We start from the raw sequence: 14394 nt of genomic DNA, 5'->3' as shown, positions 1-14394 counted from the left end.
ATGCAAAGACTGGAACCTGGAAAGGCGCGCGCCATAGCGGCCGCGCTGATGACGCTTGGCGTGTTCGCCATCGCACTGTTCGTGCTGGACGACAGTCTGCGCAAGCTGGATCCGGCCGATCTGCTGCTGCCGCTGAAGAGCCTGTCGCTGAGCCAGGGGCTGGCGGCGGTCGGCTGGACCGCCGCCAGCTACTTCGCGCTGACCCTGTACGACGCACTGGCGCTGGACATCATCGGCCGGCCGCTGCGCTACCGGCGGGTGGCGTCGATCTCGTTCATCGCCTGCGCGCTGGCCCATTCGCTCGGCCTGTCCTCGCTGTCCGGCGGCTCGGTGCGGCTGCGCGCCTATTCGGCCGAAGGCCTCAGCGCCACCGACATCGCGCTGGTACAGGGCCTGTTCTCGCTAACCTTCCTGCTCGGCGCCGGCACTCTGCTGAGCGGCTCCCTGCTGCTGGAGCCGCATGCCGCCGCACGGCTGCTGCACGTCTCGCCGGCATGGACGCGCGGGATCGGCGCGCTGGTGCTGGCGCTCCTGGTCGGCTATGCGGTGCTGGCCTCGTTCCGGCGCAAACCGCTGCAGCTGCGCAATTGGCGGATCGCGACGCCGAACCCCCCGCAGGTCGCCGCCCAGTTCGTGGTCAGCGCTTTCGACATCGCGTGTTCGGCTGCGGCGATGTACGTGCTGCTGCCGCACGAGGTCGGCGCGCACTACCCGGCGTTCCTTGGCATCTATGTCATCGCGATTGCGCTGGGCGCGATCAGCAATGTGCCTGGCGGCCTCGGCGTATTCGAATCGGCGCTGCTGCTGCTGTTGCCGACGCCGGAGCCGGGGCCGCTGCTCGGCTCGATCCTGCTGTTCCGCGTCGTCTACTACATCGCGCCGTTCACGCTGGCGCTGCTGTTGCTGGCCTCGCGCGAAGTCACCGCATTGCGCGCGCCGATCCAGCGGGCCGCCAAATCCGTGCGGCGCTCATTCGAATCAATGGTGCCGCAGGCGGTTGCGGTCGCGGTATTCGCAGCCGGCGCGGTGCTGCTGATCTCCGGCTCGCTGCCGGCGATCGGCACGCGCGTCGAATGGCTGGCGCAGGCGCTGCCGCTGGGCGTACTGGAAGCCTCGCATCTGGCCGGCAGCGCGTTCGGCGTCGGCCTGCTGATCATCGCGCGCGGCCTGTATCGACGGCTGGCGGCGGCCTGGTGGCTGACCTTGATCCTGCTGGTCGGCGGCATCGCCGCGTCGCTGCTCAAAGGTGGCGACTTCGAAGAGGCACTGATCCTGCTCGTGGTGCTGATCGTGCTCGCGGTATCGCGCGATCGCTTCTATCGGCACGCGCCGCTGACCGAAGCGCGGCTGTCGCCCTTGTGGCTGCTCAATGTCGGGCTGGTGATTGGCGCGGCGATCTGGATCGGCTTCGTGGTGTTCCGCGACGTGCAGTACGACCAGGAAATCTGGTGGCGCTTCGCACTCGACGAGAACGCGCCGCGCATGCTGCGCGCCAGCCTGGTCGCGGTCGTGGTAGGCCTGATTTACGGACTGTGGTCGCTGCTCGGCTCGGCGCGGCCGGAACCGGAAATGCCGGACGCCGGGCAACTGGAGGCCGCACGCGCCTGCCTGAAAGTCGGCTCCGACAGCGTACCCAACCTGGTGCTGCTCGGCGACAAGCAGATCCTGTTCAGCGATCAGCGCGACGCTTTCATCATGTATCGCCGTTCCGGCCGCTCGTGGATCGCACTCGGCAATCCGGCAGGCAATCCCGAGCGCCACGCCGAACTCGCCTGGCGCTTCCGCGAGCTTTGCGACCGGCACAGCGGCTGGTGCGTGTTCTACCAGGTCACCGCCGACAAGCTGCCGCTGTACCTGGATCTGGGCTTGTCCTTGTCCAAGCTCGGCGAAGAAGCACGCGTGCAGCTGACCGGCTTCAATCTCGAAGGCAAGCCGCGCGCGGAATTGCGCACCGCGCAGCGCAAGGGCGCACGTGAAGGCCTGCACTTCGAGGTGCTGGAGCCCGAACAGGTACAGGCGCGGATGGACGAGCTCGACCGGGTGTCGCTGGCCTGGCTGGCGGACAAGTCGGCCGCCGAAAAAAGCTTCTCGGTCGGCCGCTTCGATCGCGCCTACATGGCCTATTTTCCCTGTGCGGTGGCGATGCGCGGCGAGACCATCGTCGCGTTCGCCAATCTATGGCGTTCCGGCGACGGCGGCGAGCTGTCGGTCGACCTGATGCGTTACGGAGCCGACGCGCCCAAGGGCGTCATGGATTACCTGTTCGTCGAACTATTGCTGTGGGGCAAGGAGCGGAAGTTTCAGTGGTTCAATCTCGGCATGGCCCCGCTGGCGGGCCTGGAACATCATCCGCTGGCACCGTTATGGCACCGGCTCGGGCTGCTGGTGCATCGCTACGGCGAATCGTTCTACAACTTCGACGGCCTGCGCCGCTACAAGGAAAAATATCAGCCGGTGTGGCGGCCGCGTTATCTGGCGTCGCCGGGTGGGCTGGCTTTGCCGCGCATCATGCTCGACACCGCCTCGCTGATCGCCGGCGGCATGCGCGAGATGGTACGCAAGTGATGCGGGCGGGCGGCGCCGCCTTGCTGATAGCCAGCTTGCTGCTGGCAACGGCATGGGCATCGCCGCCGCCGGATCCGGCACGCGACGAAGTGATCGATCACGGCCGCTTCGAACATCTGCACCTGTACAAACCGGAAGGCCCGGCGCGCAGTACCGCATTGCTGTTCTCCGGCAACAGGGGCTGGGATCGCCGCGCCGAGGCCTACGCGCGTGCGCTGCGCGACAACCAGACCCTGGTCGCCGGCATCGACACGCCGGCGCTGCTGAAAAAACTCAGCGAGGACGGCGACGACTGCGAATTTCTCGACGGCGATCTCGACAACCTGAGCCGCTTCATCCAGGCCTACACACATCAGGACGACTATCTGCCGGCACTGCTACTGGGCTTCGACGACGCGGCCGCGCTGGTGTTCGGCGTGCTCGCACAGGCGCCGGCTAAAAGCTTTTCCGGCGGCGTCGGCGTCGGCTTCTGCCCACGCAGCGTGCTGCATCCGCCGCTGTGCGCCGGCACCGCACTGCGTCAGCACAGCACGCCGCCAGGCAACGAGCTGCTGACGACGTCGCGTCTGCAATCGCCGTTCTACGCGGTGATCACGCCCACCAGCGAAGCCTGTGGCGCGCGCGCCTTCATCGACCAGATTCCGAACGCCGAAATGCGCTGGCCGGTGCGGCGCCAGTCCGGCGCGCCCAGCGCCGCCGGCGCCGCGCTGGTCGCTTACGGCACGCTGGCGGCCGACATCGCGCCGGCGCACCGCAAGCCGGAAGCGCTGCCCGATCTGCCCCTGGTCGAGATCCCGGCGACGGCCAACACCGATCAGCATCGCGACCTGTTCGCGGTACTGATATCGGGCGACGGCGGCTGGGCCGGGCTGGACGAAGAAGTCGCCGACACCCTCGCCGCCGCCGGCATTCCGGTGGTCGGCATGGACTCGCTGCGCTATTTCTGGACCGAGCGCCAACCCGAGGACGTGGCCAAGGATCTGGACCGCCTGGTCGCGCACTACACCGGCGCGTGGAAGCGGCCGAACGTCATGCTGATCGGCTACTCGCAGGGCGCCGACGTGTTGCCGTTCACGTTCAACCGGCTCGCCGACGCGACGCGCTCCCACGTCGTGCTGACCAGCGCGGTGGCGCTGTCCGAGCATGCCGCGTTCGAGTTCCACGTCGGCGCCTGGGCCGGGCAGACGAGCGGTCTCGACACACTGCCCGAGATCAACAGGCTGGCTGGCCGCCGCGACTTCCAGATCGTCTGCGGCCAGGAAGACGAAGACGCGATCTGCCCCAAGCTCGACGCCAGGCGCTTCGAAATCAAGCTGCTGCCGGGCAGCCATCACTTCGACGGCAATTACGATCTGATCGCGCAGACCCTGATCGACGGGCTGCCCGCCGCGCCAGCCACTGCCGGCAAGCACTGATCTCCAGCCCAAGCCGATGACGCCGATAGATCCGATGATGCAAACGCTGTTCAACATCATCGCCGCGATGCTGGTACTCGGCGGGCTGGCCGGTGCGATCCTGCCGATCCTGCCGGGCCTGCCGATGGTGTTCGGCGGGCTGCTGCTCGCGGCCTGGTGCGACGGCTTCGAGCATGTCGGCAAATTCACCATCGGCATTCTGACGGTGCTGCTGCTGATCGGCCTGGCTCTGGATTTCGTTGCCGGGAGCTTCGGCGCAAAACGCGTCGGTGCCAGCCCCAAGGCGGTGCTCGGCGCGACACTGGGCAGCGTCGTCGGCATTTTCTTTGGCCTGCCGGGATTGATACTCGGGCCCTTCATCGGCGCCGTGATCGGCGAGATCGGCGCGCGGCGCGGCCTGGATCAGGCCGCCGCTTCGGGCTTCGCAACCTGGATCGGACTGCTGCTTGGCACCGTCGCCAAACTGGCGCTGGGCCTGGCGATGATCGGCGTGTTCGCGTTCGTCTGGTTGGTTTGACACACTCGCTGCCGGCCATCATCACGCGACGAGGACATCAGAGATGACACTGCATATCGAAACCGTTCCGGTGCTGTCCCTGATCGCGGGCGTACTGATCCTGGTCATGCCGAGATTGCTGAACTACGTGGTCGCGCTGTACCTGATCGCGATCGGCGTGATCGGCATCATGCACTTCCACTAGTGGGCTGTAGTCGGTGAACGGCATAGCGGCATGATCCGTAGGTCGGCAATCCCTTGCCGACGTGGCCGGTCGATGCGCAATCGAGGCCTCACGTCGGCAAGGCATTGCCGACCTACCCGGCCGGAATTTTCAGCTGCTGGCCGACCCGGATCTGGTTGCTCTCGTTGATGCCGTTGGCCGCGCGGATGTCGGCGACGCTGACCTTGTAGCGCTTGGCGATCTCGCCCAGCGTCTGCCCCGAACGCACCTTGTGCAGACGTGACGGCGCTGACTTCTTGGCCGGTTTCTTCGGCGTCGGCTGCTCGTCGCGCACCCGCTCTGCCACCACCTCGTCGGACTGCTCGCGAGTCAGGGTCGGCTTGGATTCGCCGACCGCGACGAGCACCGGGCCGGGGCGGTTCTCTTCGTGCGGCGGGATCTTCAGCACCTGGCCGAGCTTGAGCTTGGGATTTGCGTCCTTGAGGCTGTTGGCGCTCTTGACGGAAGCCTGGCTGACTCCGTATTGCTTCGCAATCTTGCCCAGGCTGTCGCCCTTGCCGACCTTGTGCAGCAGAAAGAAGCTGCGCTGGGAATCGAAGCGCTCCGAGGCGCCGAGCTTGGAATACGCGACGTTGAACGCATTCGCACGGCCGGCCGGCACGCGGATCAGATGCCCCGGCGGCACGTAAAGCTTGCCCTCGATGACTTCCGGCCGATACGCCGGATTGAGCCGGCGGAACACTTCGTCGTCGGCATCGCACAAGCGCCGCAGCGTCTCGTAGGGCACGTAGTTCTTGGTTTCGACGGTGTCGAAGCGCAGCGGCTCGCGGCGCACGATCTCGCCGAAGTGCTGCTTCCAGTTGCGCTCGACGTCGCTGGCGGCCAGGAACTCCGCGTAGAAGTTGCGCGACGCGAACCCAAAGCTCTTCGAATCGTAAGCACGGATCAGGTCCGGCAGGCTGCTGCCGCCGGTTTCGCGCAGGCCCTTGGCGACGCCGCCGCGGCCGTGGTTGTAGGCGGTCAGCGCCAGCGGCCAGGCACCGAGCGCGGCGTAGTCGTCACGCAGATGGCGCGCCGCGGCGTCGGTGCTGGTCCAGGGATCGCGTCGGTCGTCTACCAGCTCGTTCAGACGCATGTAGATCTTTGCGCTCGACGGAATGAACTGCCACAGGCCCGCCGCGCCGACCTTGGAATACGCGTCGACGTTGAAACTCGATTCCACCAGCGGCAGCCGCGTCAGCTGCGTCGGCAGGCGATAACTGCCGAAGATGCTTTCCATTTCGGGCAGATAGCTGCCGGAGGTCTGCAGCGCCAGCGCCGTGCGCTCCTTGAGGCCGCGCTGGCAGCGGAATGTGCCGATCGCGTCCTTGAACTTGTTGTCACCGCGCACGTCGGCGAACATCCGCCAGATGCGGCGCTGATCCTCGTTCAACTGGTCCGGCGAGTTGCGCAGCTCGTACACCTGCTTGAGCAGCTTGTCGACGCGCGCCTTGGCATCGTTCTCCTGCATCGCCTTGTAGCGCGACAGCTGCACCGGATTCATCTCCAGCGCCTCGTTGCGGAAGTCGAGCACCTCGAACACCTTGTTCGGGTACTCGCTGGAATGCACCACGCTCTGGTTCTCGGACCATTCACCGAACACCCGCGTCCAGAACGCGACGTTCGGCGCCAGCACGTCATAGCGCGGGAACTGGCGCTCGTCGACCGGCGGCGAAGGCGGCAGGCGCCGTATCAGCGCGGCCGGGGACGTCGCGGCCTCGATCGCAGCCGCCGGATCGGCGGCGAGCGGCGCGGGTTGCGCAACCGTGGGCAGCGCGGGTTCGGGCACGATCACCGGTGGCAGTACCGCCTCAGCCGGCACCGCGGCTTCGGCCGTCGGCACCACGCTTGCCGGTGTATCGGCACCGGTGATGACTTGCTGGGCCCAGACCGGGTCCGTTGCCAGCAGCGCAGCTGCGCCTGCCAGAGACCGCCAAAACTTCGATGCCACTACCGACTCCGCCCACTCATGAACCCCTGTGAGCCGATGCTAGCCCAGGCTCCCCCCGCACTCAAACCTGATCGCGACACGGAGCTTTACTGTGCTTTACCGGGGTGCGCGGGCAAGCGGTACGAGCTTTGCGCATCGGTGCGCTACCCTAGCGATCTGCGCGCGGCCCGGCCGCTTGCCGGACACGACGACCTCACGAACACAGGACACCGACGCCATCATGGCCCAGCCTTATCCCGCCATCGAGCCCTACAAGACGCATCGCCTCCCGGTCTCGGGACTGCACGAGATCTATGTCGAGGAATGCGGCAATCCGCGTGGCAAGCCGGTGGTGTTCGTCCACGGTGGCCCCGGCGGCGGCACCGAGCCCTGGCATCGGCAGTTCTTCAATCCGCAGGCTTATCGCATCGTGCTGTTCGACCAGCGCGGCTGCGGCCGCTCCACGCCGCACGCCGATCTGCGCGAGAACACGACCTGGGATCTGGTCGCCGACATGGAGCTGATCCGCAAGACCCTTAGCATCGACCGCTGGCTGGTGTTTGGCGGCTCCTGGGGATCGACGCTGGCGCTGGCCTACGCCCAGACCCACCCCGACCACACCCGCGCGCTGGTGCTGCGCGGCATCTTCCTGCTGCGCAGTGAGGAGATCCGCTGGTTCTACCAGGAAGGCGCCAGCTGGATTTATCCGGACGCCTGGGAGCACTTCCTGCGCCCGATCCCGAAGGACCAGCGCCACGACCTGGTTGCCGCCTATCACCGGCGCCTGACCAGCAGCAACGCCGACGAGCGCCGCGAGGCCGCGCGCGCCTGGAGCATCTGGGAAGGCGCAACCAGCAAGCTGCTGCCCAGCCGCGACATGGTCCAGCGCTTCGGCGAGGACAAGTTCGCCGAGGCCTTCGCGCGGATCGAATGCCACTATTTCGTCAACGGCGGCTTCTTCCGCAGCCCCGATCAACTGCTCGAAGACACCTACCGCATCCGCCACATCCCCGGCGTGATCGTGCAGGGTCGATACGACGTCGTCTGCCCGATCAAGTCGGCCTGGGACCTGCACCGCGCCTGGCCCGAAGCGGATCTGCAGATCGTCGGCGACGCCGGCCATGCGGCCAGCGAGCCCGGCATCCTGTCGCGCCTGGTGGCGGCCACGGACCGCTTCGCCGATCTGGCGTAAAGCTCGCGCAAGACCGGCGCCCAGGGGTTCGCCCTCAGCCACGCGCTGAGTAATCGGGCCCGCGTTTGTAGGAATTTGCTTACACGGTTGGTCCCGACGGTTTAATAGAAGCACTGGCTATTTGTGCGCCGCCTGACCCTGCCTTTAGCCTCCAAGGCATACGTCTTGCGACGAGTTGGGCACGGGGGCGTGAAGCCCGCAAGACTCCGTCAGCATCAGGGACACGAACCTCTCATGAGAACCGTCGTCATCATCGGAGCAGGCTTTTGCGGCGCAGTCACCGCCGCTCAATTGCTGCGCAAGGCTGCCGAGCCGATCGAAGTCGTGCTGCTCAACCGATCGGGCCTGATGGCCCGTGGCCTGGCCTACGGCACGCGCACCGACGAGCATGTGCTCAACGTGCCGGCCGGGCGCATGAGCGCCTATACCGACGACGACGAAAGCTTCCTGCGCTATGCGCAGAGCCAGGACGCCGAGGTATCCGCCAACAGCTTCGTATCGCGCCGTGTGTTCGGCGACTATCTCGAATGGATCGTGCGTGAAGCGGTCCGCGTCGCGCCTGCGGGCAGCATCTACCGGCCGATGGTTGGCGACGTCGAGCGGATCCAGCCGCTGGCGGCCGGCGCGCGCATCCACCTGAGCAACAAGCGCGTCCTCGAGGCCGATCGCGTGGTCCTTGCGCTGGGCAACTTCGCGCCGGGTGATCCGCAGGTCGGCACCGAGTCCGAGAATTTCTACAGCAGCCCGCGCTATGTGCGCGACCCCTGGCGCGCCGACGCACTGTGGGTGGTCAAGCCCGACGAGCCGGTGTTCCTGATCGGCACCGGCCTGACCATGCTCGACACCTTGCTGAGCCTGCGCGCACGCGGCCACCGCGCGCCGATCCACGCTCTGTCGCGTCGCGGACTGCTACCGCAGCCGCATCGCGAACTCGAGATCCGGCCGGTCTACACCACCGGCCTGCCGAAGCGCCTGCCGTCGACACCGAACGTGCGCGACTATCTGCGCGGCCTGCGTCATGAACTCGAACTCGCGCAGACCGAGGACGTGGACTGGCGCGACATCATCGGCGGCCTGCGCGGCGCCACACCGTTACTGTGGCAGGTACTGTCGATGCGCGAACGGCGCCGCTTCATGCGCCACCTGCGCACGTTCTGGGACACCCACCGCCATCGCTGCGCGCCTGCGCTCGGCCGTCTCCTCGATGCCGAGCGCGCCGAAAACAGCCTGCGCGTGCACGCCGGCCGCGTCGTCGGCTACGCCGAGCATGCCGACGGCGTCGACGTGATCTTCCGCCCGCGCAGCAAGCCCGAAACGCAGCGCGTCTCGGCCGGCTATGTGATCAACTGCACCGGCCCCGAGAGCGATACGCGAAGCTGCGCCGAGCCACTGATCGCGCATTTGCGCGAAGCCGGGCTGATCAAGCCCGACGATCTGGGCCTCGGCCTGATCGTCGACGGCGAATACCGGCTGGTCGATCGCCAGGGCTACTCTTCGCCGACGATGTACTACGTCGGCCCGTTCCTGCGTGCCCAGCACTGGGAAGCCACCGCAGTGCCGGAGCTGCGCCGCCATGTCGCGCAACTCGCCGAGGTCCTGCACCGCTCGCTGGCGCAGCAGCCCGAGGCACTGGTACTGTCCTGACGGGGCTGTATCGCGGGCAACCGGCTCGCGACTTCGGATAAAGGGAAGCTCGATGTTTCAAACACCGGTCGCCGCGCTTGCGGCGCTGTCGCTGCTCGGCTGCACGTCGATGCAGGTGATGGAGCAGCCCGCCGCAGCGGCGGTGAAGGATCATCTGAAAGTCGGCGAACAGGTCAACGTGCTGACCAGGACCCAGCATCACTACGATCTGAAAGTCACATCCGTCGACGAAGCCTCGTTCACCGGCCGCGACAGCGCCGATAGGCCCTGGGCCGTGCGCTACGACCAGATCGAGCAGATCGAGGCGCGGCAGTTCAGCGGCTGGCGCACTGCCGGGCTGGTCGGCGGCATTGTCGCTGCAAGCGCCGTCGCGCTGGCCATCCTGCTGCACGGTCTCGACGACGACATTGATGACGCCGTACGCGATTCCTTCGGCGGCTAACTCAGAACAGATTGCCGATCCGTTTGAACACCCCATCCTTGTTCTTGGTTTCGACGGTACTCATCTCCGCATAGGTCACGCGCACGCCTTCACCGTAGAGCGCCTTGTTGGTGATCTTGGTGACGACGAAGCGATAGTGCTTGCCCGCCTTGCTGTTGATGTCGACTTCGTCGCCGACATTGACGCCGGCGATCACCACGTCAGGTGACGAGGCTTCGATCTGCTTTTGCCCGGCGCAGCCGAGCATCGTCAGCGACAGCAGCGCGATCACGAAGGTCTGCCGGAAACGATGCCTGCGGATTTTGCTCGTCATGGTGCTGCTCCCCGTTATGGTTAGGGCTCGCTCGTCGTCGGTGCGCGCAGACGCTTCAAGGCTTCGGAATGTGCCAGGCGCGATTCGCGGCGCAACTGCGCTTCACCGTAGCGGCGCTTCTCCTGATCGCTTTCCACGACCAGCGCCGGCACCGGATGCGGCCGGCCTTCGCTATTCTGCGCGACGAACGTCAGGTACGCCGACAGGATATGCCGGCGATCGAGGCCGGCGATGGTCTCGGCCTCGACCCGGCAGCCGATCTCCATCGAGGTGTTCCAGGCGCGATTCACGCAGGCGCTGAAAATCAGCACGTCGCCGCGGCGGGCCGGCTTCAGGAAATGCACGGCATCGACGCCGACCGTGGAACAGATTGCACCGGCATGGCGGTCGGCGACCACCGCGCACAGGCGATCCATCTGCGACATGATCAGCCCGCCGAACACGGTGTCGTTGTTGTTCAGATCGTTGGGGAAAATCATGTAGACCTGCTCGCGCACCGCCGAATCGGCGACGCGGCGCGCAAGCGACAGCGGCGGCTGCGAATCCGGTGCGGCGCTGGGGTCGGGCATGCTGGCGTCCCTGTTGGCTTTAGGGTCAGTTAACAATTAATCGATCGCTGCGACCGATTAATTGTTAACAGACCCTCGGCATTGTAGACGCGGCGATAAACCTCAGGGCGCCGGTTCCAGAAACGCGCTGCCGCTGAGCTCGTCGGCCAGCCGCAGTTCATAGCGCGGAGCGCTGCCGTCGACAAAGCCCTCGCCCGACAGCGCAACGCGGTGGCCATCGTGGTATTCGGTGAAGCCGCTCAGCCGGTAGCGTGCGCCGCCTCGAGGAACGCGCAGGCTGACCGAGCCGCTGCTCGCCGACGGCCCGAGGTTCAGCGCGGCGGAGGCAGCGCCGTCGACCGTGATGCGCAACTGCTCGCGTCGCTGCTGCGGCCCGAGCCGGTCCTGCACGCGCAGCGACGATGTGCCGTTGCCGCCGCGATAAGAATCACCGATACCGTATTGCCGCTGGAGCGCACAGACGCTGACCACATCGGAGCGGATCGCCTGCGTTGCGTGACGGCCCGGTTGCGTCCTGGTCACAGACTTCGAAACTAGCGGCTTGGTCAGATCCGGCGGATCGCAGTCGCAGGCCGGCGCCTTGGCGGCAGCCTGGGCCGGTGCCGGCGCGGCCGGACCGGGAGTCGTGGCCACTGCCGCCGACATCGGTGCAGATGGAGGTGCGGGCACCGGTTCAGGCAGCCGAGTCGGCTCGTGCGTCGGCACCGCTGCCGGTGTGCTCGCGGGCGTCGGTATCGGTGTCGGCGCAGCCGCCGGGGTCGATGTCGCGGACTCAGATGGCGCCGGCAGCCGCCTGGGATGCTGGCGGGCTTCGCGCTCGGCGACTTCGGCCTCGTTCCACAAGCTGTCGATCGGGCGATCGGCACGCGCCTCGGAATAGAGCGGGCCCGACGCGACGCCGGCTTTGGGCGCCTTGAACCAGCCCTGGTTCAAGGCCCAGCCACCGAGGATCACCATCAGGCCGACGATGCTCAGGCCGGCACGCAGGCTCGGCGACAGCGGGCGCCACTGGCCATCCGAGGGGCGCGGATGCGAGCCGACGATACCGGCGGCGATCAGCAGCCCGCCCGCCAGCGTGGCGACCCAAAGCAGAAGTGTGATCAAGCAGATTCCTGCGCAATCAAGTTGGCAGCAACTTATCGACTTGCTTGACTTTTATCAAGCAAAAATCACAATCGTTGCGGCGGACGGCCGTAGGTCGGCAATCCCTTGCCGACGTGCGAAGCCCGATCTGGAATCGCCGCCTCACGTCGGCAAGGGATTGCCGACCTACGAAACTACGCCGACTCAGTGCTCCGGCAGCCTCGGTTCGCGGAAAACCGGGAAGCGCGCGGCGCGGACTTCGTTCCAGGACAGGAACCCGCTGTGGTCGCTGTCGATCCGGTCGAAGTACTTCGCCAGCGGCACGAACTCCGGCACGGCGAGAACCTCTTCGCGGTTGAGCTTGCCGTCGTGATCGGTATCGGCATCATCGAAGGCCTTGAACGTGATCGGCGAGCGCTCGCGCTGGCGGGCGGCGTCCGACTGGCAGGCAGCGAGCGAAACCAGCAGCGCAAACGCGAGCAGGCGGGAAGGCAGATTCGACATGGGGGCCGGGGACTTGGAAAGGCTGAGTGTAAGACCTCTGCGCCTGCATTCGGTGCCCAGGCATGCCGGTCTTTACGCATCCTTTTACACGTCCTTTATGGCGCCCGCCCCAAATTCGAATGGAGGCTTAGCGGCTCCTCTGCCGATACTGCGCGCCTCCTGATCCAGCAGTGGCAGAGGCCCGTTACATGACTATCGAAACCTGGTGCGGCGGCGCAATCGCCGTCGGCCTGCTCGTCTATCTGGTCTTTGCGCTACTGAACGCGGAAAGGCTCTAAGGCCATGACCATGCCCGTATCCGACATGATCCAGCTCGCCGCCTACGCGGCGGCACTGATCCTGATTTCGCCGTTGGTCGGCCGTTATCTTCAGGCGACGCTGGCACCGGCACACACACGGTTCAACATCGTCGAGCGCGCGATCTACGGCGTCTGCGGCGTCGATGAGACCCGCGAGCAGAACTGGAAGCAGTACTTGAGCGCGCTGCTGCTGGTGAACTTCGGCGGCTTTCTGCTGCTGCTGGCGATCCTGCTGTTCCAGGACCATCTGCCGATGAATCCGGCCAGCCTGCCGGGCCTGTCCTGGCATCTGGCGTTCAACACCGCGATCAGTTTCGTCACCAACACCAACTGGCAGTCCTACAGCGGCGAGTCGACGATGTCGGTGTTCTCGCAGATGTGCGGGCTGACGGTGCAGAACTTCCTGTCGCCGGCAACCGCCATCGCGGTGGTGTTGACGCTGATCCGCGGCTTCGCGCGTCGCGAAAGCAAGGTCCTCGGCAATTTCTATGTCGACATGACGCGCTCGGTGCTGTGGGTGCTGTTGCCGATCGCTATGGTGTTCGCGCTGGTGCTGGTGTGGCAGGGCGTGCCGCAAAACTTCGATGCCTCCGTCACCGCGACGACGCTCGAAGGCGTGCAGCAGAACATCGCGACCGGCCCGGTCGCCTCGCAGGAAGCGATCAAGATGCTCGGCACCAACGGCGGCGGCTTCTTTAATGCCAACTCGGCGCACCCGTATGAAAACCCGACGGCGCTGTCGAATTTCTTCCAGATGGTGTCGATCTTCCTGATCCCGGCCGGCTTGTGCTTCGCCTTCGGCCGCATGGTTGGCGACAGGCGCCAGGGCTGGGCGCTGCTGGCGGCGATGACGCTGATCTTCGTCGTCATGACGGCCGTTGTGCTGGTCGCCGAACAGCAGGCTCACCCGGGCTTCCAGGCCTTGGGCGTGGACCAGGCGGCCAGCCTGACCCAGGCCGGCGGCAACATGGAAGGCAAGGAAACCCGCTTCGGCATCAGCGCCCCGGCACTGTTCGCCGCCGTCACCACGGCCGCATCCTGCGGCGCCGTCAATGCCATGCACGACTCCTTTTTGCCGCTCGGCGGCATGGTGCCGATGGTGCTGATCCAGCTTGGGGAAGTCGTGTTCGGCGGGGTCGGCACCGGCCTGTACACCATGCTGATTTTCGCCATCATGGCGGTATTCATTGCCGGCCTGATGATCGGCCGCACGCCCGAATACCTGGGCAAGAAGATCCAGGCCTATGAAATGAAGATGACCGCGATCGCCATCCTGGTCACCCCCACCCTGGTGCTGGCGGGTACGGCAATCGCCGTGATGCTCGACGTGGGCAAGGCCGGCATGGCCAACCCCGGCGCGCATGGTTTTTCGGAGATCCTGTACGCCTTTTCCTCGGCGGCCAACAACAATGGCAGCGCCTTCGCCGGCCTGTCCGCCAACACGCCGTTTTACAACAGCATGCTGGCGGTGGCGATGTGGTTCGGGCGCTTTGCGATGATCGTGCCGATCCTGGCCGTGGCCGGCTCGCTGGCCCGCAAGCAGCGCCTCGAGTCCAACGCCGGCACCATGCCGACCCATGGACCGATGTTCATCGGCCTGCTGGTTGCTGTGGTGGTGTTGGTTGGCGTACTTAATTACGTCCCGGCGCTGGCGCTCGGCCCGGTCATCGAACATCTGCAATTGTTCGCCAAATAAAAAATGAATCAGGAGTTCACGAT

At 66.0% G+C, this 14394-nt stretch carries 14 protein-coding genes; 9 read left to right on the top strand and 5 right to left on the bottom strand.

Annotated elements, in window-relative coordinates; translation table 11 throughout:
- The 4 genes from mprF to JWQ90_RS03800 are packed head-to-tail and all read left to right on the top strand — an operon-like array spanning window position 1 to window position 4681.
- Complete coding sequence (gene mprF, locus JWQ90_RS03815; protein WP_299689643.1) at window positions 1–2565, top strand: bifunctional lysylphosphatidylglycerol flippase/synthetase MprF; 2565 nt, start codon at window positions 1–3, stop codon at window positions 2563–2565.
- 20 nt (window positions 2566–2585) lie between these two features.
- Complete coding sequence (locus JWQ90_RS03810; RefSeq protein WP_299689641.1) at window positions 2586–3980, top strand: AcvB/VirJ family lysyl-phosphatidylglycerol hydrolase; 1395 nt, start codon at window positions 2586–2588, stop codon at window positions 3978–3980.
- 37 nt (window positions 3981–4017) lie between these two features.
- Entirely contained in the window at window positions 4018–4497 is a 480-nt protein-coding gene (locus JWQ90_RS03805; protein ID WP_366919431.1) for a DUF456 domain-containing protein, read from the top strand.
- 43 nt (window positions 4498–4540) lie between these two features.
- Window positions 4541–4681 carry a DUF3096 domain-containing protein gene (locus JWQ90_RS03800; RefSeq protein ID WP_299689635.1) on the top strand — a complete coding sequence of 47 codons (141 nt, stop codon included), beginning with the start codon at window positions 4541–4543 and terminating at the stop codon, window positions 4679–4681.
- A 112-nt stretch (window positions 4682–4793) separates the two neighbouring features.
- Here JWQ90_RS03800 and JWQ90_RS03795 read toward each other — a convergent pair whose 3' ends face one another.
- Window positions 4794–6650 (bottom strand): lytic transglycosylase domain-containing protein, encoded by a 1857-nt coding sequence (locus JWQ90_RS03795; RefSeq protein WP_299689632.1) that lies wholly within the window; start codon window positions 6648–6650, stop codon window positions 4794–4796.
- A 220-nt stretch (window positions 6651–6870) separates the two neighbouring features.
- Between JWQ90_RS03795 and pip the strand changes: the two genes are divergently transcribed.
- The 3 genes from pip (at window position 6871) to JWQ90_RS03780 (ending at window position 9907) form a co-directional block, all read left to right on the top strand.
- Entirely contained in the window at window positions 6871–7821 is a 951-nt protein-coding gene (gene pip, locus JWQ90_RS03790; RefSeq protein WP_299689629.1) for a prolyl aminopeptidase, read from the top strand.
- Between the two features lie 234 nt (window positions 7822–8055).
- The gene (locus tag JWQ90_RS03785) at window positions 8056–9465 is read left to right on the top strand and encodes an FAD/NAD(P)-binding protein (RefSeq protein ID WP_299689626.1); all 1410 of its coding nucleotides are present in this window, start codon (window positions 8056–8058) and stop codon (window positions 9463–9465) included.
- Between the two features lie 52 nt (window positions 9466–9517).
- On the top strand, window positions 9518–9907 hold the full coding sequence (locus JWQ90_RS03780) for a hypothetical protein (protein WP_299689623.1): 390 nt from the start codon (window positions 9518–9520) through the stop codon (window positions 9905–9907).
- A gap of 1 nt (window position 9908) precedes the next feature.
- On the opposite strand, the gene JWQ90_RS03775 is transcribed toward JWQ90_RS03780, so the two are convergent.
- The 4 genes from JWQ90_RS03775 to JWQ90_RS03760 all read right to left on the bottom strand — a co-directional run bounded on the left by JWQ90_RS03775 (window position 9909) and on the right by JWQ90_RS03760 (window position 12376).
- The gene (locus JWQ90_RS03775) at window positions 9909–10220 is read right to left on the bottom strand and encodes a hypothetical protein (protein ID WP_299689620.1); all 312 of its coding nucleotides are present in this window, start codon (window positions 10218–10220) and stop codon (window positions 9909–9911) included.
- A gap of 20 nt (window positions 10221–10240) precedes the next feature.
- Window positions 10241–10789, bottom strand: coding sequence for an acyl-CoA thioesterase (locus tag JWQ90_RS03770; protein WP_299689617.1), 549 nt, complete (start codon window positions 10787–10789; stop codon window positions 10241–10243).
- A gap of 102 nt (window positions 10790–10891) precedes the next feature.
- Complete coding sequence (locus JWQ90_RS03765; RefSeq protein ID WP_299689614.1) at window positions 10892–11893, bottom strand: hypothetical protein; 1002 nt, start codon at window positions 11891–11893, stop codon at window positions 10892–10894.
- A gap of 183 nt (window positions 11894–12076) precedes the next feature.
- Window positions 12077–12376, bottom strand: coding sequence for an EF-hand domain-containing protein (locus JWQ90_RS03760; protein WP_299689611.1), 300 nt, complete (start codon window positions 12374–12376; stop codon window positions 12077–12079).
- A gap of 188 nt (window positions 12377–12564) precedes the next feature.
- Between JWQ90_RS03760 and kdpF the strand changes: the two genes are divergently transcribed.
- On the top strand, window positions 12565–12654 hold the full coding sequence (gene kdpF, locus JWQ90_RS03755) for a K(+)-transporting ATPase subunit F (RefSeq protein WP_299689608.1): 90 nt from the start codon (window positions 12565–12567) through the stop codon (window positions 12652–12654).
- Window positions 12655–12664: 10 nt separating this feature from the next.
- Window positions 12665–14371: a potassium-transporting ATPase subunit KdpA gene (gene kdpA, locus JWQ90_RS03750; protein WP_366919430.1), complete on the top strand. Its 1707-nt coding sequence runs from the start codon at window positions 12665–12667 to the stop codon at window positions 14369–14371.
- The last annotated feature ends 23 nt before the right edge of the window (window positions 14372–14394 follow it).

The sequence above is a fragment of the Hydrocarboniphaga sp. genome, assembly GCF_028291725.1.
Lineage (GTDB): Bacteria > Pseudomonadota > Gammaproteobacteria > Nevskiales > Nevskiaceae > Hydrocarboniphaga.
The sequence above is the reverse complement of the archived record's forward strand: the minus strand, read 5'-3'. Positions and strand labels throughout refer to the sequence as shown.